The organism is Micromonospora sp. NPDC006431 (assembly GCF_042870725.1).
Taxonomy (GTDB): Bacteria; Actinomycetota; Actinomycetes; order Mycobacteriales; family Micromonosporaceae; genus Micromonospora.
Genome location: NZ_JBIAHQ010000013.1, coordinates 39,658 through 64,768, shown reverse-complemented (window position 1 = coordinate 64,768; position 25,111 = coordinate 39,658). Strand labels below are relative to the sequence as shown.

The 25,111-nt window shown below is 72.2% G+C and carries 20 protein-coding genes; 12 read left to right on the top strand and 8 right to left on the bottom strand.

Translation table 11 applies throughout. From position 1 onward, the window contains the following. The first annotated feature begins 34 nt into the window (after positions 1-34). The 3 genes from ACFYM6_RS22135 (at position 35) to ACFYM6_RS22125 (ending at position 4,325) form a co-directional block, all read left to right on the top strand. Positions 35-1,738 (top strand): bifunctional 3'-5' exonuclease/DNA polymerase, encoded by a 1,704-nt coding sequence (locus ACFYM6_RS22135; RefSeq protein ID WP_387278217.1) that lies wholly within the window; start codon positions 35-37, stop codon positions 1,736-1,738. Between the two features lie 143 nt (positions 1,739-1,881). After that, the gene (locus ACFYM6_RS22130) at positions 1,882-2,475 is read left to right on the top strand and encodes an NTP transferase domain-containing protein (RefSeq protein WP_387278215.1); all 594 of its coding nucleotides are present in this window, start codon (positions 1,882-1,884) and stop codon (positions 2,473-2,475) included. A 209-nt stretch (positions 2,476-2,684) separates the two neighbouring features. Beyond that, on the top strand, positions 2,685-4,325 hold the full coding sequence (locus tag ACFYM6_RS22125; protein ID WP_387278213.1) for a D-glucuronyl C5-epimerase family protein: 1,641 nt from the start codon (positions 2,685-2,687) through the stop codon (positions 4,323-4,325). On the opposite strand, the gene ACFYM6_RS22120 is transcribed toward ACFYM6_RS22125, so the two are convergent. The 4 genes from ACFYM6_RS22120 to ACFYM6_RS22105 form a co-directional block, all read right to left on the bottom strand. After that, the gene (locus tag ACFYM6_RS22120; RefSeq protein ID WP_387278409.1) at positions 4,322-5,197 is read right to left on the bottom strand and encodes an amidohydrolase family protein; all 876 of its coding nucleotides are present in this window, start codon (positions 5,195-5,197) and stop codon (positions 4,322-4,324) included. The two genes, ACFYM6_RS22125 and ACFYM6_RS22120, sit on opposite strands and share 4 nt — an antisense overlap. 83 nt (positions 5,198-5,280) lie before the next feature. Continuing rightward, positions 5,281-6,090, bottom strand: a complete 810-nt coding sequence (locus tag ACFYM6_RS22115) for a metal-dependent hydrolase (RefSeq protein ID WP_073836718.1) — start codon at positions 6,088-6,090, stop codon at positions 5,281-5,283. A 186-nt stretch (positions 6,091-6,276) separates the two neighbouring features. Next, on the bottom strand, positions 6,277-7,602 hold the full coding sequence (locus tag ACFYM6_RS22110) for a glycosyltransferase family 4 protein (RefSeq protein WP_387278211.1): 1,326 nt from the start codon (positions 7,600-7,602) through the stop codon (positions 6,277-6,279). A 146-nt stretch (positions 7,603-7,748) separates the two neighbouring features. Beyond that, on the bottom strand, positions 7,749-9,686 hold the full coding sequence (locus ACFYM6_RS22105; protein WP_387278209.1) for an amylo-alpha-1,6-glucosidase: 1,938 nt from the start codon (positions 9,684-9,686) through the stop codon (positions 7,749-7,751). Positions 9,687-9,773: 87 nt separating this feature from the next. Here ACFYM6_RS22105 and ACFYM6_RS22100 point away from each other — a divergent pair, with 87 nt between their 5' ends. The 5 genes from ACFYM6_RS22100 to ACFYM6_RS22080 all read left to right on the top strand — a co-directional run bounded on the left by ACFYM6_RS22100 (position 9,774) and on the right by ACFYM6_RS22080 (position 16,311). Beyond that, a complete protein-coding gene (locus tag ACFYM6_RS22100; protein ID WP_387278207.1) occupies positions 9,774-12,461 on the top strand; it encodes a glucosidase in 2,688 nt (895 codons plus the stop codon). A gap of 84 nt (positions 12,462-12,545) precedes the next feature. Beyond that, entirely contained in the window at positions 12,546-13,244 is a 699-nt protein-coding gene (locus tag ACFYM6_RS22095; protein ID WP_387278205.1) for an HAD family hydrolase, read from the top strand. Positions 13,245-13,265: 21 nt separating this feature from the next. After that, positions 13,266-14,057: a DUF4184 family protein gene (locus ACFYM6_RS22090; protein ID WP_387278203.1), complete on the top strand. Its 792-nt coding sequence runs from the start codon at positions 13,266-13,268 to the stop codon at positions 14,055-14,057. A gap of 422 nt (positions 14,058-14,479) precedes the next feature. Next, positions 14,480-15,268, top strand: coding sequence for a L,D-transpeptidase (locus ACFYM6_RS22085; RefSeq protein WP_387278201.1), 789 nt, complete (start codon positions 14,480-14,482; stop codon positions 15,266-15,268). Positions 15,269-15,378: 110 nt separating this feature from the next. Next, complete coding sequence (locus tag ACFYM6_RS22080; RefSeq protein WP_387278199.1) at positions 15,379-16,311, top strand: rhomboid family intramembrane serine protease; 933 nt, start codon at positions 15,379-15,381, stop codon at positions 16,309-16,311. 240 nt (positions 16,312-16,551) lie between these two features. Here the strand turns inward: ACFYM6_RS22080 and ACFYM6_RS22075 are convergent, their stop codons facing one another. The 4 genes from ACFYM6_RS22075 to ACFYM6_RS22060 form a co-directional block, all read right to left on the bottom strand. Next, positions 16,552-16,824 carry a hypothetical protein gene (locus ACFYM6_RS22075; RefSeq protein WP_073836709.1) on the bottom strand — a complete coding sequence of 91 codons (273 nt, stop codon included), beginning with the start codon at positions 16,822-16,824 and terminating at the stop codon, positions 16,552-16,554. A gap of 46 nt (positions 16,825-16,870) precedes the next feature. Beyond that, positions 16,871-17,305, bottom strand: a complete 435-nt coding sequence (locus tag ACFYM6_RS22070) for a hypothetical protein (RefSeq protein WP_073836708.1) — start codon at positions 17,303-17,305, stop codon at positions 16,871-16,873. Between the two features lie 186 nt (positions 17,306-17,491). After that, positions 17,492-19,468: a zinc ribbon domain-containing protein gene (locus tag ACFYM6_RS22065; RefSeq protein ID WP_387278196.1), complete on the bottom strand. Its 1,977-nt coding sequence runs from the start codon at positions 19,466-19,468 to the stop codon at positions 17,492-17,494. A gap of 203 nt (positions 19,469-19,671) precedes the next feature. Beyond that, on the bottom strand, positions 19,672-20,376 hold the full coding sequence (locus ACFYM6_RS22060) for a VOC family protein (RefSeq protein ID WP_387278194.1): 705 nt from the start codon (positions 20,374-20,376) through the stop codon (positions 19,672-19,674). Between the two features lie 328 nt (positions 20,377-20,704). Here ACFYM6_RS22060 and ACFYM6_RS22055 point away from each other — a divergent pair, with 328 nt between their 5' ends. Genes ACFYM6_RS22055 through ACFYM6_RS22040 form a run of 4 tightly spaced genes read left to right on the top strand, consistent with a single transcriptional unit; the run spans position 20,705 to position 25,082 of the window. Then, positions 20,705-21,985, top strand: a complete 1,281-nt coding sequence (locus ACFYM6_RS22055; protein ID WP_387278192.1) for an ABC transporter substrate-binding protein — start codon at positions 20,705-20,707, stop codon at positions 21,983-21,985. A gap of 43 nt (positions 21,986-22,028) precedes the next feature. Next, on the top strand, positions 22,029-23,024 hold the full coding sequence (locus tag ACFYM6_RS22050; protein ID WP_387278190.1) for a carbohydrate ABC transporter permease: 996 nt from the start codon (positions 22,029-22,031) through the stop codon (positions 23,022-23,024). A gap of 1 nt (position 23,025) precedes the next feature. Further along, the gene (locus ACFYM6_RS22045; protein ID WP_387278188.1) at positions 23,026-23,862 is read left to right on the top strand and encodes a carbohydrate ABC transporter permease; all 837 of its coding nucleotides are present in this window, start codon (positions 23,026-23,028) and stop codon (positions 23,860-23,862) included. Positions 23,863-23,873: 11 nt separating this feature from the next. Next, positions 23,874-25,082, top strand: coding sequence for an ABC transporter ATP-binding protein (locus tag ACFYM6_RS22040; protein ID WP_387278186.1), 1,209 nt, complete (start codon positions 23,874-23,876; stop codon positions 25,080-25,082). The last annotated feature ends 29 nt before the right edge of the window (positions 25,083-25,111 follow it).

Here is a 25,111-nt window from a genome sequence, read left to right as displayed (position 1 = left end):
CCGCCCCCTCGCCGGGCGGAGCGGGGCGCGGCGAGTGTCGGAGGGGCGAGGCAGAATCGCGTCCGTGCTGGTGGCGGTGGTGTCGGACGAGCGGGGCGGGGGAGTGCTGCAGCCCCTCGACCCCGCCGGCCGACCCGTCGGCCCGGCCGAGCCGGTCGCCGACCTCGCCGCCGCGGTGGCCGCCGGGGAGGCCGCCGGCCGCCCCCGCTGGGTCTGGGCCACCGGCGCCCCGCTCTACCCGGCGCTGCTGCGCGCCGGCGTACGGCTGGACCGCTGCCACGACGTCGAGCTCACCGAGGCGCTGCTGCTCGGGTACGCGGGCCGCTGGGGCGAGCCCCGGTCGCTCGCCGCCGCCTGGGCCCGGCTCACCGGCGCGCCGGTGCCGCCCGACCCGGCGCCCCGCCCGGCGGAACCCCCCGGTCACGGCCAGGGCGCACTCTTCGACCCGCCGTCCGGCCCGCCCGGCCCGGGCATCGAGGCGTTGACCCGGGTGTACGCGGACCAGCTCGACCGGATCGCGGCGACCGCGCAGCCCGGCCGGTTCCGGCTGCTGGTCGCCGCCGAGTCGGCCGGTGCGCTGATCGCCGCCGAGATGGGGGCGGCCGGCCTGCCGTGGCGCGCCGACGTGCACGACGCGATCCTCGCCGACCTGCTCGGCGAGGCGTCGCCGGTCGGTGGGCCGCCCCGCCGGCTGGCCGAGCTGGCCGCCCGGATCGCCGACGCGTTCGGCGTCCGCCAGTTGCACGCCGACTCCCCGGCCGAGCTGCTGAAGGCGTTCGCCCGGGCCGGCGTGGAGCTGCCGAACACCCGGGCCTGGGTGCTGCGCGGGGTGGAGCACCGGGCGGTGCCGCTGGTGCTCGAATACAAGGAGCTCTACCGGATCTGGACGGCGCACGGCTGGGCGTGGCGGGACGCCTGGGTCTCCGGCGGCCGGTTCCATCCCGAGTACGTGCCCGGCGGGGTGGTCTCCGGCCGCTGGGCCACCCGGGGCGGCGGCGCGTTGCAGATCCCGAAGGTGATCCGGCGTGCGGTGGTGGCCGACCCGGGCTGGGCGTTCGTGGTGGCCGACGCGGGGCAGCTCGAACCCCGGGTGCTCGCCGCGGTCTCCGGGGACGACCGGCTGGCCGCCGCCGGTGGCGCCGGGGACCTCTACGCCGCCCTGGCCCGGGACGCCTTCGCCGGTGACCGGGCCCGCGCCAAGGTGGCCCTGCTCGGCGCCATGTACGGACAGACCGGTGGCGCGGCGGTGCCCGCCCTCGCGGTGCTCAAGCGCAACTACCCGACGGCGTTCGGATACGTCGAGGCGGCCGCCCGCACCGGTGAGGCGGGCGGGCTGGTGCGGTCGTGGTTGGGGCGTACCTGCCCGCCCGGCTCGGTGGGCTTCGGCGACGGGGAGGAGGCGGACCCGGACACCGGGGCGGACCCGCAGGGTCCCCGGGCCCGGGCGGCCCGGTCCCGGGGCCGGTTCACCCGCAACTTCGTCATCCAGGCCACCGCCGCCGAGTGGGCGGCCACGTTGCTGGCCACCCTGCGCACCGCGCTGGCCGGCACCGGGGCGGAGCTGGTGTTCTTCCAGCACGACGAGGTGATGGTGCACTGCCCGGCCGAGCAGGCCGAGACGGTGGCGGCGGCGGTCACCGCCGCGGGCGCCCGGGCCGCCGGGCTGCTCTTCGGAGACACCCCGGTCCGGTTTCCGCTCGACCTGTCCATCGTCGACTGCTACGCCGACGCGGCATAGTCACCACAAATTTCCGTTTTGCCCCGCTACCCGCTCCCGGTGGCGCTCGTTGGTCCGGTGTGCGTACGACGGGACGGACCGGGCGCGGCTGCCCCCGGTCCGTCCCCCTGGTCGAGGGGGCACCGCTGAACCGGATCGCAGGAATGATCATCGCCGCTGGTGGGGGCCGTCGAATCGGCGGACCCGAGGCGTTGCTGCACCAGGGGGAGAAGCCCCTGCTGAGCCAGCTGGTCGACACGATGCGCGAGGCGGGCTGCGAGCAGGTCGTGGTCGTGCTGGGCGCGGCGGCCGACCAGGTCCGCGAGACGGCGGACCTGACCGCGGCCACCGTGGTGGTCAACCGGGCCTGGGGGACCGGGGTGGGCTCCTCGATCCGGGCCGGGCTGGCCGCGCTGACCGACGAGGGGATCGAGGCGGTGGTGGTGGTGCCGGTGGACATGCCCGGGCTCACCACCGGCGCGGTCCGCCGGGTGGCCGCCCTGCCGTACCCGGACGTGCTGGTCTGCGCCACCTACGACGGACTGCGCGGCTACCCGATGGTGTTCGGTCGCCGGCACTGGTCCGGGATCGCGACCCTGGCCAGCGCCGACGTCGGGGCCCGGCCGTACCTGCTGGCGCACAAGGACCAGATCGTCGACATCGCCTGCGACTCGGTGGCCGACGGCAGCCGGATCGACAGCCCCGAACTGATGGCCCTCTACGGCCTCAGCATCCCGGAACAGCGGGTCGGCGTCTGAGTCGGAGACCGGCCGGTGGAACGCCGCCCGGCACCCGTTCGGGCAAGCTGCCCGTCCCGGTGGCCAAGCCGTGGCCGCCGATCCGTCGGTTCTGTCGGACGGACAGTCAGTGCTCCCCTACCTGGTGTGACCGGGGCCGTCCCGAAGCCGTCGCTCCTGGTATACAGGGCCAGCCGACAGGCGCGGCATCACCACGGGGAGGGCAAAACATGGCGCACGAGCCCACCGATTTCTTCCGCCGGTCGCCGGCCTGGTCCCGCCGTACCCTCCTCGGCGCGGGTCTGGCCGCGGGCACCCTGCCGCTGCTGGGCGGTCCGGTCGAGGCGGCAGACCCGGGTCCACAGTGGGTGACACCGGCCGGGGCGATCCCGGACCTGATCGACCCCTCCGCCGAGCTGAGCCTACCCCTGCCGGGCGACATGATCGGCAGGTCGCCCCGCGTGAAGGCCGCCGACCTGCGCAAGCTGGCCCCGACCGGCCGGTCGTCCGAGCCAGGCGATGGGCGGACGCTCGCGGCGACCGCGGCCCTCCCGTTCCAGTTCCGGTACGACGACTTCGAGATCCGGGAGCTGCCGGTCGAGCTGCGGCCGTACTACCGCAGCACCCCGATGCCGCTGGTCGACACCGGGACGCACGACGCGCAGGGCGTGCGGATGATCCTCACCGGAGGCAAGCTGCACGATTTCCCGGTCGGTCAGGCGCAGTACGGCCTGGCGCTGCTGGAGAGCCACCGGCTCACCGGCACGCTGGAGTATCTGAACCGGGCGATCAAGCAGGCGCAGCGGCTCGCGGACCGGCGGGTGCTGCGCGATGGGGCCTGGTTCTTCCCGCACGGCTTCGACTACATGCTGCACGCCACCTACGACCTGTTCCGGCCGCCGTGGTATTCGATGATGGCGCAGGGGCAGGCGCTCAGCCTCTTCACCCGGCTGTACGAGGTGACCGGCAACTCCTCCTGGCGGACCGCCGCCGACGCCACCTTCGCCTCGTTCCTGCTGCCGCCGGTCGCCGGGAAGCCCTGGGGGGTCCACGTCCAGGACGGGCTGCTCTGGCTGGACGAGTACCCGCACCCGCTCCAGGTGCGGGGCGACCGCACCTACAACGGGCACATGTTCTCCGCGTACGGGCTGTGGGACTACTGGATCCTGACCCGGGATTCAAACGCCAAGCTGCTGCTCCAGGGTGCCCTGACCACCGCCCGCGACGCATATGCGGCCATTCGCACCCGGGGCTGGCGCAGCCAGTACTGCCTGCTCCACGGCAAGGACTCGAACCTGTACCACGCGACGCACAGCATCCAGCACGCGCAACTCTTCGCCATCACCGGCGACGAGTACTTCGCCCGCATCGCCGACCTGTTCTACTCGGACTTCCCGCCACACTCGGTGCGTGCCAACGTGCGCCTGACGGCCGGTACGCACACCGGCTACCGGTTCTCCAGCACCGGCACCGTCCTGGCCAGCCGCACCCTCAAGCTCAGCCGCGCCAGCAGCGCGCCCTGTGTGGAGCGGCAGAAGATCCGGAACCGGACCGGCATCTGGTATCTGATCAACGCGGGCAGCTTCTCCGGCTACCACGTGCTGGAGACCCGGGGAGCGCGGTACGCGGTCGGATCCAACGCCGCCATGGCGTACCTCATGCCCCGGGTGGCCACGGTCGTCCCCGCGTCGCTGACGGCCTACACCATCGACCCGAACGGAATGATGACATCGGTCGTCACCGACCACCATGCCGGTGAGCCGGTCAGCTACGACATGCGGGCGGTGCTCAACGGCGTGGAGCACCTCCGGTTGGCCTCGGGTCCGTACGCGGGACGGTGGGTCGGCTTCTCCGCCCTCAAGCAGGGCTAACGCGGAGGCCAGCCCAGCGCGAACAGGGCGGCGGCGTTGCCCCAGCAGACCGCGCGCAGCCAGTCGTCCCCGAGGTCGAGGCGTTCCAGCCCGGCGAGCTGCTCCGCGTACGGGTACGGAATGTTCGGGAAGTCGCTGCCCAGCAGCACCTTGCCGGCCAGCCCCAGCTCACGCAGCCGGGGCAGGTCCGCCGCCGGGAACGGCTCGAAGCGGTCGAAGAACGAGGTGAACGCCATGGTGGTGTCCAGGCAGACCCGCTCATACTGCTCCGCGAGATCCAGGAAGTCGGCGTAGTCCGGCGCACCCAGGTGCGCCACGATCGCGGCCAGCCGGGGATGCCGGGCGAGCACCGCCGCGAACGGTTCCGGTCCGGTGTGGGCGGTGCCGACCGGCGCGTGCCCGGCGTGCACCACCACCGGCACCCCGGCCTCGGCCAGCAATCCCCATACGGGATCGAGTGCCGGGTCGGTCGGCCGGAACGCGCCTACCTGGATGTGCACCTTGAACACCCGCGCTCCGGCGTGCAGCGCCTCTGCGACGTAGCGGACCGCGCCGGGTTCCGGGAAGACGGTGGCCGAGGGGAGGCAGCCGGGGGTGCGGGCGGCGAAGTCGAGCGTCCACCGGTTCAGCGACTGCGCCATCCCGGGCCGGTGCGCGTACGCCAGCGCGGTGAACGCCCGCACGCCGAGCCGGCGCAGGTGGGCCACCCGCTCGGCGTCGCTCCACCGGTACCGGATCGGCCACTCGGTGCCGACCAGCGGGCCGGCCGCGTCGAAGTACGCCCACACCTTGCGCAGCAGCCGGGGCGGCAGGAAGTGGGTGTGCACGTCGGCGAGCCCGGGCAGGCCCAGCCGCCGCCAGAACGCCGGCACTGCGGCGTCCTCACCCGGCGGGCCGGCGTGGTCCGCCGGCCCGGCCGTCGCCGGCGACGCGGCGGCCGGCCCGTCGAATGAGGTCACACCTGGATGTTGAACCGTTGCAGCACCGACGGGGCGACCAGCCCCACCGCGGCGAGCACCGCGAGGATGGTCATCGCCGCCCGCAGCACGATGGTCTCGGCCTTGCTCCCGGTCCGCAGCGCGATGCTGTTGGGCAGGCCGATCATCGTCCACATCCGCCGCTTGATCGGGATCGGCCAGAGGATCGGCACCCCGGCCCGGGTGATCATGTCGCCGAGGATGTGGACGAAGCAGCCCACGCCGACCGCCGTGCCGATGAGCGGATAGCCCCGGTCGCCGGGGAGGTTGGCGAAGGTGAACCAGGCTGCCCCGGCCGACACGAGGGTGACGATCACCCAGCCGGCCCGCTCGGCCCACCCGTCGAAGAGGCCGCGCAGCGCCAGCCCGATCATGAAGAAGAGGATGCTGACCACCGCCCACTTGCCGTAGTGGGCGCAGAGCGCGGTGGTGCCCCAGCCGACCAGCACGGTGAACGGAATGGTGTGGGTCAACGTGCGGTGCCCGTTGTTCCGCTTCGGATCCTTGCTGAGCTTCGTGGCGTAGTAGACGCCCAGCGAGAGTTTCTCCACCACCTCGGCGATGAACAGGCTGACCACGCCGAAGGTGCGGGCCACGGTGGCGCCGCCCTGGTTGCGGGTCACCTTGCCGGAGAGGTCGAGGTCGGGGAAGAGTGCCCCGCCCGCGCAGACCGCCGTGCCCACCGCCAGCGCCAGCGGTGTCTGGTGGTAGTCGGCGAACTGGTCCAGCGCCCAGGAGCCGGTCAGCCACACCGCCGCGCCGGACAGCGCGTGGGACGGTCCCATCATCTCGGTTCGCCCTTCCCCGGAGGTCTTGATCGACAAAACTACGTCACTGTAGTTTCGCCGCCTGGTGAGGGGCATCACCCGGACGGTCCACTGAGGAGAGGTGCGGGACCGGTCCCGCGGACCAGCCGGATCACCAGGCAGTATGTCGCCGCGGGCCGGGCGGAACTGTCGGCGATGCGACGCGCGTCAGCTCGCGGCCTCGGCCAGCAGGTTTCCGTCCGGGATGGTGATGGCGGCTCGGCCGCCGGTCAGCAGCGCGGCCGCCCGGCCGGCCTGGAACGCGTCGTGCTCCCGGCGGGCGGCGGCGTAGCTGCCGGCGGTCCGGGCGGCGACGGTGGCCCAGCCGTACCGCTCGGCGACCATGGTGCGGGCGCGGCGGGCCACCCGGCGGGCGAAGACCTCGTCGCCGAGGAGCCGGTCGACCGCGCCGGCCAGGGCGTCCGGGTCGCTGTGCGGGAAGGTGAGCCCGGTGATGCCGGGCTCGACGATCTCGGCGAGCCCGCCGGTGCGCGCCACCGCGAGCGGCGCCCCGGCGGCGGCCGCCTCCAGGGCGACCATGCCGAACGGCTCGTAGAGGCTCGGGACGACGGTGGCGTCGGTGGCGGCGAGCACCGCGGGCAGTTGGGTGGTGTCCATGAAGCCGGCGAACCGGACGGTCTCCCCGAGGTGCAGCTGTCGCGCCTGGTCGACCAGGTCCTCCCGGTACGGCCCGTCGCCGGCGATCACCACGCGCAGCCCCGGGTGCCGGTCCCGCAGATACGGCACCGCGTGCACCAGGTGCTGCACGCCCTTCTCGTAGACCAACCGGCCCGCGTACCCGACCAGGGGACCGGTGCCGGCGAAGCGGGCGCGGGCGGAGGCGACCGCCCGGGGGCGGGCCCGCCAGGCCCGGTCGTCGACCCCATTGGGTACCACGTCGATCGACCCGATCGGCACGTCGAACAGCCGCGTCACCTGGTCGCGCATGTAGCCGGAGCAGGCGATCACCCGGCCCGACTCGGCGGCCAGCCAGTGCTCGACGCCGTGGATGGTGCGGTTCATCTCCTCGGGCAGCCAGCCCTGGTGCCGGCCGGCCTCGGTGGCGTGGATCGTGGTGACCAGGGGTAGATCGAGGTGCTCGGCCAGGGTGACCGCGGTGTGCGCGACCAGCCAGTCGTGGGCGTGGATGACGTCGTACCCGCCGGTCGCGGCGGCGCGCAGCGCGGCCCGGGTGAGGGTGTGGTTGAACGCCATGGTCCAGGCCAGCAGCGAGTCGGTGGCGAGCGGGAACCGGACCGGGTCCTCGGCCGCCCGCAGGATCCGCACCCCGTCGGCGTACTCCTCCAGGGGTGCGCCCTCGGCGTGCCGGGTGACGACGGTGACCTCGTGGCCGGCGGCGGCCAGCGCGACGGAGAGGGCGTGCACGTGGCGGCCGAGGCCGCCGACCAGCACGGGCGGATATTCCCAGGAGAGCATCAGCACCCGCAGGTGCCGGGCGGGCTGGAGGTCGATCACTTCGGCGTCAGCGGACATGCGGCCCCCTTGAGTTGTGTCTCCCGCACCACGCCACGGCCGCCCACCGCACCGGGGGCCGCCGTCCGCGCCCGGGGTCGCAGCCCATCCTGCCGAGCGGTCGATAACCGGCGGAGACGCGCTGATTGCCGGGATGTAACGCGTGGTCAGCGCCGGCGGACGCGGAGCAACTCCGCGACCGACCAGGCCTGGAACGGGCAGCCGGTGGCGGTGTGCGGCGGGTCGCCGTCGGCGGTCTCGCTCACCGAGCCCAGGCCGAACTCCGTCAGATGCCCGTCAAGACCCACGAACAGGTCGTCGGTGGGCAGCCCCGCCCGGCGGTACGCGTCGGCGAACGGCCCGATCAGCCACGGCCAGACGGTCCCCTGGTGGTAGGCGGCGTCCCGCTCCGCCGGCCCGCCCCGATGCCGGCCCACATAGCCGGGGGAGTCGGGGGCGAGGCTGCGCGGGCCGAGCGGGGTGAGCAGCGCCTCGGCGATGCGGCGCAGCGCCGCCGGGTCCGGTTCGAGGGGGGCGTACGGCAGCGACCAGGCGAGCAGCTGGTTGGGGCGGAGCAGGTCGTCGTCGTGGTGCGCCGCCCCACCGAGGGGGTACGCCGGGGCGGGCGCGTCCACCGCGTCGTGCAGCCAGCCCAACGGAGCGGGGAACCGCGCCCGGAACGCGGCCGACGCCCGGGTGTGCAGTCCCCACAGCGCGGTGGCGTCCCGCCCGACCAGCTCGGTCAGCTCGGCGACCCCGGCCAGTCCGTTGACCCAGAGCGCGTTGACCTCCACCGGCTTGCCGGTGCGCGGCGTCACCGGCGCTCCGTGCACCCGGGCATCCATCCAGGTCAGCGCGGTGCCGGGGGTGCCGCCCTGGGTGATCAGTCCGTCCGTCGGGTCGGCCCGGATGCCGTAGCGGGTGCCGGCCAGGTGCGCCTGCACCACCGCGTGCAGCGCGGGCAGCAGCTCGTCGCCGAGGTCGGTGTCGCCGGTGACGGTGACGTGCCGGGTCACCGCGTGCAGGAACCACAGCGTCGCGTCGACCGTGTTGTACTCCACCCGCCCCGTGTCGGCGGTGTTGGACAGCATCCCCTCCGACAGGGTCGCCGCGTAGGCGCGCAGCAGTGCCCGCCCCTCGTCCGCCCGGTTGGTGGCCAGGAACAGGCCCTCGTAGGAGGTCATGGTGTCCCGTGACCAGGCGCCGAACCACGGGTAGCCGGCCACCACGTCGGGGCCGGTGCCGGTGCTGACCACGAACGCGTCCGCCGCCAGGGCCAGGGTCGCCGCCACCGGGTCGTCCGGTTTCGCCGCGGCCACCACCGCCCGGTTGCGCCGTCGCGCCGCCTCGACCAGCGCGGTCGCCGGCGGCGGCTCCTCGGCCAGGTCGTCCGCCCAGGCCAGCACCGGGACCGTGTCGCCGGGGGAGTCCAGGGTGCCGGAGAAGCGGCCCGCGTACCAGAGGTCCTCGTCCGGGTTGAGGCCGCGGGCCGCCTCCTCCCGGTGGCGTACGCCGAGCCACCACTGCCCCTCGGGCACCCAGTCCGGCCCGGCCAGCCGGAAGGCGCCCTCGACCACCGCCCCGCCGGCCGCCGGCTCCAGGCTCGGGGCCGGCCCGTCCGCCCGGCGCTCCCCGTGCGCGTCCCGCCAGGTGCAGGCCGCCGCCAGGTCCAGCCGCACCGGGCCGCCGGAGACCAGCCGGTGCACCACCGCCACGCAGGGCCGTCCGTAGGCCATGGCGATCTCCCGCTCGATCACCACGTCGCCGATCCGCCACCGCCAGCGCGGCACCCCGTCGACCAGGTCGAACCGCTCGAGCAGTTCGTAGCCGCGCGGGTCGACCACCCCGGAGGACCACTCGTGGGCGCCCAGCCGGACCCGCTGCCCGGAGGGCAGGGTCACCGCCGGGTCCAGGCTGACCAGGCCCACCTTCCGGGAGGCGGGGGTTTCCCCGGCCACCACCAGCAGCCCGTGGTAGCGGCGGGTGCGCAGCCCGCTGACCGTGCCCATGGCGTAGCCGCCCCGGCCGTCGGTGACCAGCCACTCCCGGGCCGACCCGGCGGCGAGGTCCCCGCAGACCTGCGGGCCGAAGCGAATCTCGATCAACTTTCCTCCACCGGCGGCGAGGTGCTACACGCCACGACGACAATGGCCGCTGTGGTGAAGTACCCAGGCGGCGTCGAAGATGTGCAAATGCTCACCGACCGCCCGACCTCCGCGACCCCCGACCCCGAGCGGCACCGGCTCGCCCAGACCGACGCCGGGGCGCAGGACTGGCGCGCATGGGGTCCCTATCTGTCCGAGCGGGCGTGGGGGACGGTTCGGGAGGACTACAGCGAACACGGCACGGCGTGGGACTACTTCCCCCACGATCATGCGCGCTCCCGAGCCTACCGGTGGAACGAGGACGGGATGGCGGGCGTGTGCGACGACCGGCAGACCTTCTGCTTCGCGCTGGCACTGTGGAACGGTCGGGACCCGATCCTCAAGGAGCGGATGTTCGGCCTGGGCGGCGACGGCGGCAACCACGGGGAGGACGTCAAGGAGTACTGGTGGTACGAGGACTCCACCCCCACCCACTCCTGGATGCGCTGGCGCTACCACTACCCGCAGGCCGCCTTCCCGTACGACGAGCTGGTCGCGGTGAACGCGCTGCGCGGCCGGGACGACACCGAGTACGAGCTGGTCGACACGGGGATCTTCGACGAGGACCGGTACTGGGCGGTGACCGTCGACTACGCCAAGGCGTCCCCGACCGACATGTGCGTCCTGGTGACGATCGCCAACCGGGGGGACCGGGACGACACCCTGCACGTGCTGCCCACCCTGTGGTTCCGCAACACCTGGGGGTGGGGACTTCCCGGTGGCGACCGGGTGCCGCGGATGGTCGGCTTCGAAGCCGGCGCGGGGCCGGGCCCGGCGGCCGGGGCCCGGCTGGTCGGTGAGCACTGGGTGCTCGGGCAGATCCGGCTGGAGGGCGACGGCACGCCCGTCCCGCTGCTCTGCGACAACGACACCAACGCCGAGCGGCTCTGGGGGCTGCCCGGGCGGTCGCCGTACCCGAAGGACGGGATCAACGACCACGTGGTGGCCGGCGCGGCCACCGTCAACCCGGACCGGGAGGGCACCAAGGGCGCCCTGCACTACGTGCTCGACGTGCCGGCCGGTGGGCAGCGGCAGATCCGGTTGCGGCTGACCCGGACCGCCCCGCCGCCGGCGAGCCCGCCGCCGCCCCCGGCGGATCTCGGGGACGACTTCGACAGCGTGGTGTGGGCGCGGCGCGCCGAGGCCAACCGCTTCTTCGCCGGGGTCATCCCCGTCGCGGCGACCGCCGACGAGGCGCTGGTGGCGCGGCAGGCCATCGCCGGGCTGATGTGGGGCAAGCAGTTCTACCACTTCGACGTGAAGCGGTGGCTGGAGGGCGATCCGGGCTCGGCGCCACCCCCGGCCGGGCGTCGGCACGGGCGCAACAGCGCCTGGTGGCACATGAACAGCTTCGACGTGATCTCCATGCCCGATCCGTGGGAGTACCCCTGGTACGCGGCCTGGGACCTGGCCTTCCACTGCATCACCATCGCCCGGGTCGACCCCGGCTTCGCCAAGGAGCAGCTGCTGCTCCTGCTCCGCGAGTGGTACCTGCACCCCAACGGGCAGATCCCGGCGTACGAGTGGGCGTTCGGGGACGTGAACCCGCCGGTGCACGCCTGGGCGGCGCTGAAGGTCTTCGAGATCGACGGCTCCCGGGACCACGAGTTCCTCGCCCGGGTGATGCACAAGCTGCTGCTCAACTTCACGTGGTGGGTCAACCGCAAGGACACCGGCGGCAACAACGTGTTCGAGGGCGGCTTCCTCGGGCTGGACAACGTCGGCCCGTTCGACCGGTCGGCCGCGCTGCCGGTGGCCGGGGTCCTCGAACAGTCCGACGGCACCGGCTGGATGGCCATGTACGCGCTCAACCTGCTCGACATGGCCATCGTGCTGGCGGAGCACGACCGGGCGTACGTGGACACCGCGACCAAGTTCTTCGAGCACTTCGCGTACATCGCGGCGGCGGCGTACCAGCAGGGGCTCTGGGACGACGAGGACGCCTTCTTCTACGACGTGCTGCGGCTGGCCGACGGCAGTCAGGTGCCGCTGAAGGTCCGCTCGGTGGTGGGGTTGCTGCCGCTCGCGGCGGTCACCCGGCTCACCGCGCGTACCCTGCGCCGGCTGCCCGAGCTGGGTGCCCGGCTGCGCTGGTTCCTCACCAACCGTCCCGAGTTCGCCGACGTGGTCGGCGCCCGCCGGCTCGGCCCCGACGGGCGGCAGCAGCGGCTGCTGTCCATGGTCGGTCCCGACCAGATGGTCCGGCTGCTCGCCCGGATGCTCGACACCGACGAGTTCCTCTCCGAGTACGGCCTGCGGACGCTGTCCCGCGCCCACCTGGACAAGCCGTTCACCGTCACCCTCGGCGGGCAGGAGTTCAGCGTCGGTTACGAGCCGGCCGAGTCGACCAGCGGCCTGTTCGGCGGCAACTCCAACTGGCGCGGCCCGATCTGGATGCCGACCAACTTCCTGCTGATCAGCGCGCTGCGGGACTACGCCGCCTTCTTCGGCGACGACCTGCAGGTGGAGTACCCGACCCGCTCCGGGCAGAAGCGGACCCTGGACGAGATCGCCGATGATCTCTCCGCCCGGCTGATCGCGCTGTTCACCCGGGACGGCTGGGGCCGACGGCCGATCTACGGCGCCTGCCAGCTCTTCCAGACCCACCCCGACTGGCGGGACCTGATCGCCTTCCCGGAGTACTTCCACGGCGACAACGGCGCCGGGCTCGGGGCGTGGCACCAGACCGGGTGGACCGCGCTGGTCGCCGACCTGATCCTCACCCTGCGCCGCTGACGTGCCGGCGCGGTCGGAAACCCGGATGTCGCGGCTGTCCCGGCGCAGTAGCGTGTCCCGGTCCGTTACGGGAAGGGGTACGCGATGCGACAGCGCCGGGAAGCCAAGGTGCTCGTCTTCGACGCCGACGACACGCTCTGGGAGAACAACGTCCTCTTCGAGCGGGTGATCCACGACTTCCTCACCTGGCTGGACCACCCGACGCTGGACCGGGCGGAGATCCGGGCCGTCCTCGACGACATCGAGCGGGCCAACGCCGTCGCGCACGGCTACGGCAGCAAGGTCTTCCTGCACAGCCTGGGCGAGTGCCTGGAAAAGCTGCGGGAGCGCCCGGCGACGGAGCGGGAGCGCGCCGAGATCGAGAGCCTCGCGGCGGCGCTGGTGGGCCACCAGGTGGAGCTGATGCCCGGCGTGGCGGAGACCCTGGACGACCTGGCCACCCGGCACGAGTTGCTGCTGCTCACCAAGGGGGAGCGGGAGGAGCAGCAGCGCAAGCTCGACGCCTCCGGGCTGCTGCACCACTTCCGGGCCGCGCACATCGTGCGGGAGAAGGACGCGGACACCTATCGCTGGTTGGCCTGCGAACACGGCTTCGACCCGGCCAGCGCGTGGATGATCGGCAACTCCCCGCGTTCGGACATCCTGCCCGCCCGGGCCGCCGGCATGAACGCGGTCTTCATCCCGAACGAGAACACCTGGGTGCTGGAGCACGACGAACTCGACCCGGGCGACCATGGGGTGATCCGGTTGGCCGCTTTCCCCGACCTGCGCCAGCACTTCTGATCGGCGGGTAACGTCCCGCCTGTGCCGTTGACCTTTCCCTCGCACCTGGCGCCCGTGCTGCCGCTGAAGCTGTGGCGACCGCGCTGGTTCGACGGGGTCGCCCTGGCCACCGGCTCCGTCGCGCCGGACGTCGGCTACCTGTTCACCGGCACGCGGTTCGAGCTCGGTCAGCGTACGCACACCCTCGGCGGGCTGCTGTGGTGGTGCCTGCCGGTCGCGCTCGCGTACGCCTGGATCGTCCGCCGGGTGATCGCCGGCATCGCGGTGCACCTGCCCGGCGAGCGCCTCTTCGCCTGGCGGGACCACGCCGCGCTGGGCGGGGTCCGGCATCCCTGGCAGGTCACCGTCTGCTCGGCGCTGATCGGTGCGTTCAGCCACGTCGGCTGGGACCGGATGACCCACAGTGACCGCTGGCCGCGGCTGCTGGGCATCGTGGACTTCCACGCGCTGACCAGGCTCTACTGGTGGCAGTTCTCCGACGTGCTCGGCACGGTGGCGGGCGCCGTCGTCGTGGTCGCCCTGGCGGTGCGTGCCGCCCGCCGGCAGGAGATCTTCGACGGCGCACGACCACCCGCGCCGCCGGCTCGGCCCGGCCGGTTCTGGGCGGTCGCGCTGCCGGTGGCCGCGCTCGGGGCGCTGCTGCTGCCCGGCCTGCCCGCAGCCGCCGTACCGGCGCCGGCCGGGGTGCGGCTGCTGCACCTGGGGGCGCTCGCGTTGATCGCCGGAGCCGCCGCGGCCGGCGGCCTACGTCCGGTCCCGCCGCCCGCGACGCGCGACGGACACCTCGCGGACAAACAGCGCCAGCCCAGCTGACCCTGTTACACGAACATGCCGTATTTCGACATTGGCATCAATCACATTCTCCCGGCGCTGGGGAACCTTGTTCGCCCTGCGAGAAGGTGCCTAACCTGAGCCCGCGTTCACGACTCTTCGGGGTGAGTCGGGGACGCACCGAAGTCCGGTAGTTGGGCACCGTGGAGCTGAGTGCAGGCGGGCCGGCTCGCCGTGTTGAGCCCGGCGTGGGCGTCGTGCCACGCCCGCCGCGCTCGCAACGGCGAATTCCGCTACCACGCCGGACGGCTGGGGGTCAGGACCGGGGAGTTGCGGACCCGGTCCTGACCCACCCCGGCCTCTCCCCGCGCGTCTCCCGTCTCCGGCGCCCCGCTAGCAGATTGTGCGAAAAGTCGCGCTTCCCGGGACTGTGCGGATAAGCACGAAGTGCGATGATCCCCCGAATGAAGCGGAGATCTCTGTTCATCGGTGCGGCGGCCGGCGTGACGGCACCCGTGCTCGCCGCCGGCGCGACCCCCGCAGCGGCCCGACCCAGGGGCGCCACGGCCACCAGCGGCACCGCCGTGCCCGGTCCCAAGCGCCAGTGGCCGGTCGCCCCAGACAACAAGGCCGCCCGCCTGACCACCCTGCCGCCGACAACACAGCAGGTCATCATCGTCACGGGGAACAGCTACACCACCACTTACGCCACGTTGGAGACGTTCCAGCGGATCCGCGGCGTCTGGACCCCGATCTCCGCGCCACTGGCCGCCCGGATCGGCAGCAACGGCTTCAGCGACAACCACCTCGAGGGCGTCCCCAACACTCCGACCGGCGTCTACTCCATCGGCCCGACCATGTACGGCATCGCGGCCAACCCGGGCGTCAGCTACCCCTACCACCGGCTGGTCACCAACGACTGGTGGAACGAGAACCCGGATTCGCCGGCCTACAACAGCTTCCAGCACACGGCCACCAACCCCGGCGGCTACAGCGAGGCCCTCTGGCGGGAGACGCCGGCCTACACGCACTTCGCCGTGATCACGTACAACATGGCCCCGAACGTCGCCACGCCGGTGCCCGGCGCCGGCAGCGGGATCTTCCTGCACGAGTTCAGCAAGACACCGTCCGGCCCCACCGCCGGCTGCGTCAGCCTCTCGCACGGCGACCTGGTGAGCGTGCTCACCTGGCTGAAGCCGGAACTCATGCCCCGCATCGTGCTCTGCCCCGCGCAGAACCTCAGCCGCTACTGAACCGCCCCGCGGACGGCTACGCTGACCGTCCACCCAGAGCCTCCGGCCGCACCCGGCCGGAGGCTCTGCGGCACGCCGGCCCACGAACCACCCGGGGGACCACCCAGCTCATGGACACGATCAGCACCGGCCAGCCCTCCGGCGGCGAGGCGACCACCACCTGCTACCGGCACCCCAAGCGGGAGACGCTGCTGAGCTGCACCCGCTGCGACCGCCCCATCTGCCCCGACTGCCTGCGCGAGGCGCCGGTGGGGCACCGCTGCCCGGAGTGCGTACGCGACGAGAACCGCACCGTCCGCCAGGCCCGCACGGTCTTCGGCGGCCGGGTGGCCGCCCGACCCGTGGTGACGTACGTGCTCATCGGGCTCAACGTGCTGGCCTACCTGGCCGAGCTGGTCCGCCCGGCGATCCTCGACCAGTTCGACAGCCTGGGCACCGGGCTGGTCGACGACGCCGGCCAACGGTACGTCGACGACGGCGGCGCCTACGACGGATACCAGCTCATCGGCATCGCACACGGCGAGTGGTACCGCCTGATCACCTCCGCCTTCCTGCACCAGCTGCCCACCCAGGGCATCCTCGGCATCCTGCACATCGTGTTCAACATGTACTGGCTCTGGGTGCTCGGCCGGGTCATCGAGGAGCGGCTGGGCGCCGTGCGCTTCCTCGCCGTCTACCTGCTCGCCGCGCTCGGCGGATCGGTCCTGGGCTTCCTGGTCTCCCCGCACCAGGCCGCCGTCGGCGCCTCGGGCGCGGTGTACGGGCTGGCCGGCTGCTACTTCGTCCTGACCCGGCGGCTGCACCACCACCCGATCGACCCCAACCGGGTGATCATCCCGTTCCTGATCTGGATGGTGGTCTCCGCCGGCTGGACCTCCTGGGAGGGGCACCTTGGGGGCCTCCTGGCCGGCGGGGTCGCCGCCGTCGGGCTGGCGTACGCGCCGGCGAAGCGGCAAACCATCGTGCAGGTGTCGGTGACCGTCGGACTCGCCGTGCTGCTCGTCGCGCTGGTCGTCATGAAGTCGCTCGCCCTCACCACCTGACCGCCGCCGGCCATCGGCTACCCGGCGCTGCGGGGCTGGGCGGGCGCCGGAGACTTCGAGGGGCACCTGAGCTTCGGCCTCGGGGTGCGGGCCTCGGGCGAGCCGCTGCCGGTGCGACTGGGCGAGTCGACCCGGCCCGACGGCATCCACGTCGTCTCGGTGGACGTGCGGCGCAGCTGACCGCGGTGGGCGGCACCGCCCGCGCGGGCCGGACGGCGACCCGGTCGGATGACGGGTGCCTCAGGCCGCGCCGCGGACGATGGCCACGGCCACCCGGCAGAACTCGTCCATGTCGGGCTGGAAGCCGGCGGCGATGTCCGGGTGCAGGCCGGCGCGGGTCTCGTCGAGCAGCCGGCGGCACACCTCCTCGACGGGTTCGCCCGCGTAGCCGGCGCGGACCCGCTCGGTGGCCGCCTGCAGGGCCGAGGTCAGCTGATCCTCCAGCGGGCCACGCAGCTTCTGCTGCACCGGATCGAGCCCGCTCGGGTCGAGCGTGACGTGTGGCTCCGACATGCTGCTCCCTTCGTCGGCGTCCGCGGTACCCCGCCGCGGTCGTCGGTCAAACCACCGCCGGTACGGCGGCCACCCGGACCTGGTACGAGAAGTCCTCGGCCGGCTCCTCCGCGTACGACAGCCGGCGGATCTGCCGGTCGTCGGCGTAGAGGGCGACGTCGACCAGCACCCCGAGGTGGGCCAGGCCGATGTTCGCCACCCGCTTCTTGTCCTGCAGCACCGCGCAGACTCCGCCCAACAGTGTGCTGGCGTCGGAGGTGCGGTGCCCGGGCGGGCAGCGCAGGGTCAGGTCCACCTCGATCGGGCCGGCGAGCGGGGTCCAACCGGTGTGCTGGGCCGCCTCGCAGGCGGCCTGGAGCAGGGCGCGGACTCTCGCCGCCTGCCGGTGCCCGGCGGCGAAGATGGACAGGGCCTCGGTCTTGACCGGGGGCAGGCCGCTCACCTCGAACGTCAGGGCGAGAGCGCGGGTGGTGTCCTGCACGACGGACCTCCTCGGTTGGGACGATCCTGCCCAACCGGTGGTGCCGCAGAGGCGAGTTCGCGCGAGAACCAACCGAAAGGGCGGGCTGGGGTCGGCCGGAGGCGTATCGACGTCGACGGCGAACGCGCTGGCTGCGGAACTATGAGAAGGCTAGTCGACCGGGCGGACGCTGGGTAGCGTCTCTGATCAGCTTGGCGATCCTGTGTCGGATGGGGTTTCCGGGATCGTTTCCCACCGTGGTGGAGTTGCATGGGCGTGGAGGTGGAATCCTGCGCCCAGTGCGGCTCCTCGTGGCCGGTGGCCGGTGGTGGTGGGTGTGCTGATCGTGTTCACGCTCTGGTGTCGGTGGGCTGCGCGGGGCAGCCTCCGGTCCGTTGGTGCGTGTCCCTCCGGACGCTTGCCCGCCTGACCGTGGGGCCGGGTGGGGGAGGGTGCCCTGCGTCGCCTGGGCGCGGGGCGTGTTGGCTTGTGCCGGGTGGGGCCGGTCTTCGATCGGTCCCTCCGACTGGTCTTGGAGGTGGTGGGGGTGACGACGGCTGCGGCTTCGAGCGTGTCCACGACCGAGCGGGTTACCATCTGCCCGCTGGTCTTGTCGATGACGGTCTTGGTCTGATGGGTGAGGCCGCGGGCGGCGATGCGCCGCCAGGCGCCGTGGTCGCGGTCGCCCTGCCAGCGGCAGGACTGGTTGGGGCAGATGGCCCATTTCCAGCCTGGGGTGGTGGGGCGGTCGGGGGCTTTACGGTGCTGTAGCGGGGTCAAACATTGCGGGCAGTGCTTGGAGGTGTTGCGGGCGGGGACGGTGACCACGGCGATGCCGTGCTCGGCGGCGAGGTGCCGCATCCGGTCGCTGATTCTTCCGCGGACCTGCTGGGACAGGCGCGTGTTCAGGCTGTGCCCCATGCCCTTGGCTTCCATCGACCGCAGGTCTTCCAGGTAGATGACGGACGCCCGGGCGGCGATCGCCTGGTCGACGGTCCAGCGGGCGGCGGCCCAGGCGAGCGCGTCGTTGAGGTTTTGGCGGCGGGTGGACACGTGGCGGATCTCGCCGGCCAGCACCTCGTGTTTCGCGCTCAGCTGCTCGTCGGGGCGGCCGCCGAGCAGCCGCGTGTACTGGTCGGCCTTCGCGTGCAGCCGCTCGCTGTGGCGGCGCAGGCGGTGCTGCTTGGCCAGGACGCCGGCGGCCCGGAACTGCCCACCAGCCCCCAACGCCGCAATCCGCCCGGTGTCGTGCAGTCGTAGGGCGCCCGCGCTGAGGAGCGTGTTGAGACCCCAGTCCACACCGACCGCCACGGTGTGGCCGGTGCGGGCAGCTTTCGGCACGACGTGCGTGTATGCCAGGTCGGCACGCACCGACCCGTCGGTGAGGCGGAGGGTGGGCAGGTGCAGCACCGCCGAGGCGGGAACCGTGGACGGCAACGTGATCGGACACTCGACCCACGTCCAGTCCCGATACCCTCGCGGGTCCGGACGTGTGGGCAGTTGCAGCCGCAGCAGCGCTCTCGCCGGGTCGGTGTCGCTGCGTTCGATGGTGGCCTGCTGCCGGTCACACGCGGCCAGCAGCAGCATCCGCGGAATCCTCGGGACGCCTTCGAGTTCGAACACGTCCACCGGCAGGCGACCATTGGCCTTGGCGAACGTGGCGGCCTGCCGGGTGCGGCCCTTGATGATGTTCGACGACAGATACTCGCCGCCGGGGATCGCGGCCCGAACCTGATCCCACTCGGCGGGGGTGCGCTTGCGCGGATCGGCCGGCCAGGCCGCCAGGACCCCGGCGGTCACGTCAGCGCGCCACTTCACTGAGCGCAGCGCACGCCCCGCCTGCTCCTGCGCCATCCGCACGACCCGGTCATTGACCCTCACACCCACCGGCGCGGTCACCGCCCAGCCCAGCCGCCGCAGCGCCATCCACGCGTGCGACGGCAACCTCCGGCCACCCGCATCCACCCCGCCGGCCAACACCCCCACATCCACGCGGTTCCAATGCTCGCCGACCAGCGCGGCCACCATGCCCGCCACCAGATCAGTACACCAACCGACCCGCTGCGCCAGCACCGCCCGAGACAGCACCTCACCGGTTGCCTCATCCACCCCCGCGCGCAGCACAGCGCGCGCGCACGCGGTGCGGGAGGTCGCGCCCTCGGCCAGCCGCAGCTTCCCGCTCACCGACTCAACGCCTCAACACCGATCCACAAAAACCGGCTCTCACCGCCGACTCACGTTGCCGGAGCCCTCCCCGAGCCAACCCAAACGTGATGCGTCACGGGGTGAACACCGACGCGCTTCCCGGCCTCGGAAAGCCGAAACGTTCCACACAGGCCAATCTATGATCACTGATCATCGATAATCAAATCGGTTAGCCTCGCCGCTCACTGGTTGGGACGCGGGGCGAAGGCACAGAACTCGTTCCCCTCCGGGTCCGCCAGGACCCACCACCGGGTGGTGTCGGTGGGCTCGCGCAGCAGGGTGGCGCCGGCCGCGATCAGCGCGGTGGGGTCCGGGCCGGTCAGGTCGACGTCCCAGTGCACCCGGTTCTTCACCCGCTTGCGCTCGGGCACCGGGTCCAAGACCCAGTGGTCCCAGGGGAAGCCGGCCGCGCCCACCACCGAGGCGGCGCCCTCCTCGGTGGTGGCCACCCGGCCGCCGACCACGCCGGCCCACCAGCCGGCCTGGGCCGCCGGGTCGGCGCTGTCGACCACCAGCTCGAAGACGCCGGGCCGGGCGCCCTCGCGGGGCCGGAAGGCGGAGAACTGGTTGCCTTCCGGGTCGGCCAGCACCCACCAGCTGATCTCGGCGTCCGGCTCACGGACCAGCCGCGCGCCGGCGGCCAGCAGCGCGGTCGGCTCCGGCTCGGCGAGGCGCAGGTCCAGGTGGACCCGGGTCTTGCCGGTACGCGGCTCGGGCACGGTGTTGACCCAGATCGACTCGGCCTTCGAGGCGGCCGCCCGGGGATCGATTCGGGTGTCGCCGTCGCCGGTGTCGATCAGGTCCGCGTCGAGGACGCCGGCCCAGAAGGCGCCGAGCCGGTGGGCGTCCACGGCGTCCATGCAGAGGTCCTTGAAGCGCGCGATCATGCCCCCACTATGCCGTCCGGCTCCGACACCCGGCTGCCCCGCGCGTGCTCCGGCGGTCCGCCGATTCCCGGGAAGTGCGCGTCGGATGGCCAGGCTTGCGTCCATCGGAGTGGACCGGGGCCCGGTGACGTGAACTGGACCACAGCCCGGCCCTGTGGTGGGCGTCGCGTGACGGTCAGGTTTCGCGCCGTTGCGGGTCGGGCACTGTCAGGCGCACGAAACGCCTGGGGCCGGGGCGGATCTGCCGCCGACCGCGCCCCCGACCGTCTCGCCGTGCGCCGGGGCACGGGCGACTTCCCCGGCCTTCGCCGACGAAAGGGGGAGGGCGATGACGACACACGCCGCGGACCGGCGGCGGCCACGCAGGCGTGCGGCTGCGGCAGCCGCCGCGCTGGCGTTGGTGGCGCCGTTGGCCGCCTGCGGTTCCGGTGGTGACGGCGGTACGCCGACGATCAACCTGTACTACCCGCCGGAGCAGAACCTGCAGAAGGTGGTCGACGACTGCAACGCCCAGGCGCAGGGGCGTTACCGGATCGTCTACCGGGTGCTGCCGCGGCAGGCCGACGACCAGCGGGTGCAGATGGTGCGCCGGCTGGCCGCGCAGGACAGCGGGATGGACGTGCTCGGCCTCGACGTCACCTGGACCCAGGAGTTCGCCAGCGCGCACTGGATCCGGGAGTGGACCGGCCAGGACAAGGCGGAGGCGGAGCAGGGCACCCTGGCCGGCCCGCTGGACACCGCCCGCTACGAGGGCAAGCTCTACGCGGCGCCGAAGAACACCAACGTGCAGCTGCTGTGGTATCGCACCGATCTGGTGCCGGAGCCGCCGAAGACGTGGGACGAGATGATCTCCGCCGCGCAGCGGCTGAAGGAGCAGGGCAAGCCGTACCAGGTGCTCACCATGGGCGCCCAGTACGAGGGTCTGGTCGTCCTCTACAACACCCTCGCGGAGAGCGCCGGCGGGAAGATTCTCAGCGACGACGGCAAGCGGGCAGTGATGGACGAGGGCGCCGTCAAGGCCCTCGACCAACTGCGGAAGCTGGCCACGTCGGGGGTGACGTCGCCGTCGTTCACCAACGCCACCGAGGACCCGGTACGGCTGGAGTTCCAGTCCGGCGGCGGGGCCTTCGAGGTCAACTGGCCCTTCGTCTATCCGGCGATGCAGGAGGCGGCGCCGGAGATGGCGAAGAAGGTGAAGTGGGCGCGGGTGCCGGGCATCGACGCGAACACCCCGAGCAAGGTCACCATCGGCGGCGTCAACATGGCGGTCAGCACCTACTCGAAGCACCCGAAGGAGTCCTTCGAGGCCGCCAGGTGCATCCGCAATCCGGAGCACCAGAAGTTCTCCGCGGTCAACGACGGCGTGCCGCCGACCATCGAGAAGGTCTACGACGACCCGGAGATGGACAAGGCGTACCCGATGAAGGAGACCATCCTGGAGGAGCTGAAGGAGCCGGCGGTCCGGCCGCTGACCCCGGCGTACCAGAGCATCTCCACGGTGATGTCGGCGATGCTGTCGCCGCCGTCGGGGATCCGTCCCGAGCAGACCGCCGACGAGTTGCGCAAGGCCATCGCCGACGCCCTCGAGTCGAAGGGGGTGCTGCCGTGAGCGAGATCCACCCGCAGCGGGCCGACCGTCCGGAGGTGACGGCATGAGTGTGAACGCCACTCCCACCGGCGCGGACGTCGCCGCCGAGGCCGAACGCGGCCCCGGGCGGCACGCCGCGGTGCCGGCGCAGCGGACCCGCCGAGGGACGAAGCCCCCGCTGAGCGAGAACAAGCGGGCCGAGCGGCGCCTCGGCTGGCTGCTCTGCGCGCCGGCCGCGCTGGTCATGCTGCTGGTCACCGCCTACCCGATCGTCTACTCGGTCTGGTTGTCCCTGCAGCGCTTCGACCTGCGCTTCCCCGACCAGCGCGAGTTCGTCGGGCTGGACAACTACGTGACCGTGCTGGGCAACCAGTTCTGGTGGACCGCGTTCGGGGTGACCGCCCTGATCACAGTGGTGACCGTCGCGGTGGAACTGGTGCTCGGCATGGGCCTCGCGTTGATCATGCACCGGACGCTGGTCGGCCGGGGCATCGTCCGCACCGCGGCGCTGATCCCGTACGGGATCGTCACGGTGGTCGCGGCGTTCTCCTGGCGGTACGCCTGGACGCCGGGCACCGGCTACCTGGCGAACCTGTTCGACGGCAGCGCGCCGCTGACCGAGCGGGCCAGCTCGCTGGCGATCATCATGCTGGCGGAGATCTGGAAGACCACGCCGTTCATGGCGCTGCTGCTGATGGCCGGCCTGGCGCTGGTGCCGGAGGACCTGCTCAAGGCCGCATCCACGGACGGTGCGACGGCCTGGCAGCGGTTCACCAAGGTGATGCTGCCGGTGATGAAGCCGGCGATCCTGGTCGCCCTGCTGTTCCGCACCCTGGACGCGTTCCGGGTCTTCGACAACATCTTCATCCTGACCGCGGGCGGTAACGAGACGTCGTCGGTGTCGATGCTCGCCTACAACAACCTGATCCGGGGGTTGAACCTGGGCATCGGCTCGACGATGTCGGTGCTGATCTTCATCACCGTGGCGATCATCGCGTTCGTCTTCGTGAAGTTGTTCGGCACCGCTGCCCCCGGCAGCGACGACGGGGAGAGGCGCTGACATGGCCACCGAAACCACCATGCGGGCGAGGCTGCGCTGGGGTCTGCTGGACGTCCTCGTCGTCGTCTTCGCGTTGATCCCGGTGCTCTGGATCGCCTCGCTGTCGTTCAAGACCCCGGCGACGCTCACCGACGGGAGGTTCATCCCGCGGGAGTGGACACTGGACAACTACCGGACGATCTTCGCCACCGACCAGTTCGTCCGGGCTCTGGTCAACTCGATCGGCATCGCGCTGATCGCCACCCTGATCGCGGTGGTGCTGGGCGCGATGGCCGCGTACGCGGTCTCCCGGCTGGACTTCCCCGGCAAGCGGCTGCTGATCGGGGTGTCCCTGCTGATCGCGATGTTCCCGCAGGTGTCGCTGGTCTCGCCGCTGTTCGAGATCGAGCGGCAGCTCGGAATCTTCGACACCTGGCCGGGGCTGATCCTGCCGTACATCACCTTCGCGCTGCCGCTGGCGATCTACACGCTGTCGGCGTTCTTCAAGCAGATCCCCTGGGATCTGGAGAAGGCGGCGAAGATGGACGGCGCCACCCAGGGCCAGGCGTTCCGGCGGGTGATCGCGCCGCTGGCCGCGCCGGGGCTGTTCACCACGGCCATCCTCGTTTTCATCTTCTGCTGGAACGACTTCCTGTTCGCCATCTCGCTGACCTCCACCGAGCGGTCCCGCACGGTGCCGGCCGCGCTGTCGTTCTTCACCGGCGCGTCGCAGTTCGAGGATCCCACCGGGGCGATCTGCGCCGCCGCCGTGGTGATCACCATTCCGATCATCCTGTTCGTGCTCTTCTTCCAGCGCCGCATCGTCTCCGGCCTGACCTCCGGCGCAGTCAAGGGATAGGTGGTGTTGTCATGGCTGACATCGTGCTGGACAAGGTGAGCAAGCGGTTCCCGGACGGGACCGTGGCGGTGCGGGACGTCGACCTGGAGATCGGCGACGGTGAGTTCGTGATCCTGGTCGGCCCCTCCGGCTGCGGGAAGTCGACCACGCTCAACATGATCGCCGGGTTGGAGGACATCAGCTCCGGTGAGCTGCGCATCGCGGGGGAGCGGGTCAACGACCGGGCTCCGCGGGACCGGGACATCGCCATGGTGTTCCAGTCGTACGCGCTGTACCCGAACATGACGGTCCGGGAGAACATGGCCTTCCCGCTGCGGCTGGCGAAGCTGGACCGGGAGAGCATCAACACCAAGGTCGAGGAGGCGGCGAAGGTCCTGGAGCTGACCCCGCTGCTGGACCGCAAGCCGGCCAACCTCTCCGGCGGCCAGCGGCAGCGGGTGGCGATGGGCCGGGCGATCGTCCGGCAGCCCAAGGCGTTCCTGATGGACGAGCCGTTGTCCAACCTGGACGCCAAGCTGCGGGTGCAGATGCGCACGGTGGTGTCCCGGCTGCAGAAGCAGCTCGGCACCACCACCGTCTACGTGACCCACGACCAGACCGAGGCGATGACCCTCGGCGACCGCGTGGTGATCATGCGGGGTGGCGCGGTGCAGCAGGTCGGCCCGCCCCAGGAGCTCTACGACCACCCACGCAACCTCTTCGTCGCCGGGTTCATCGGCTCGCCGTCGATGAACTTCCTGCCCGCCGCCGTCGAGGACGGCCACCTGCGGACGGCGTTGGGTGATGTGCCGATCGGCAACCGGGTCCGCCATCAGTTGGCGGGCGGTGACGCGCCGCGCGAGCTGATCCTCGGCATCCGGCCGGAGCATTTCGAGGACGCCGAGTTGCTCGACGAGGAGACCCGCCGCCGGGGCCTGGAGTTCGAGGCGCCGGTGGAGATCGTCGAGTCGATGGGCTCCGACAAGTACGTGTACCTCACCGTCGAGGGGGAGCGGGCCAACTCCGCCGAGCTGGAGGAGTTGGCCGCCGACGCGGGCACCGGCGACTTCACCGGCACCGGTTCCAGCCTGGTCACCCGGCTGTCCGCCGAGTCACCGGCCCGGGAGGGGGAGCACCGTCGGGTCTGGTTCAACCTGGAGAAGATCCACCTGTTCGACCCGTCAACCGGGCGGAACCTGACCCTGCACGAGGGCCGGGCGGCCGGCGCGCTCGCCGACTGAGGGACGCAGACTGAAGGGCCGGTGCCACG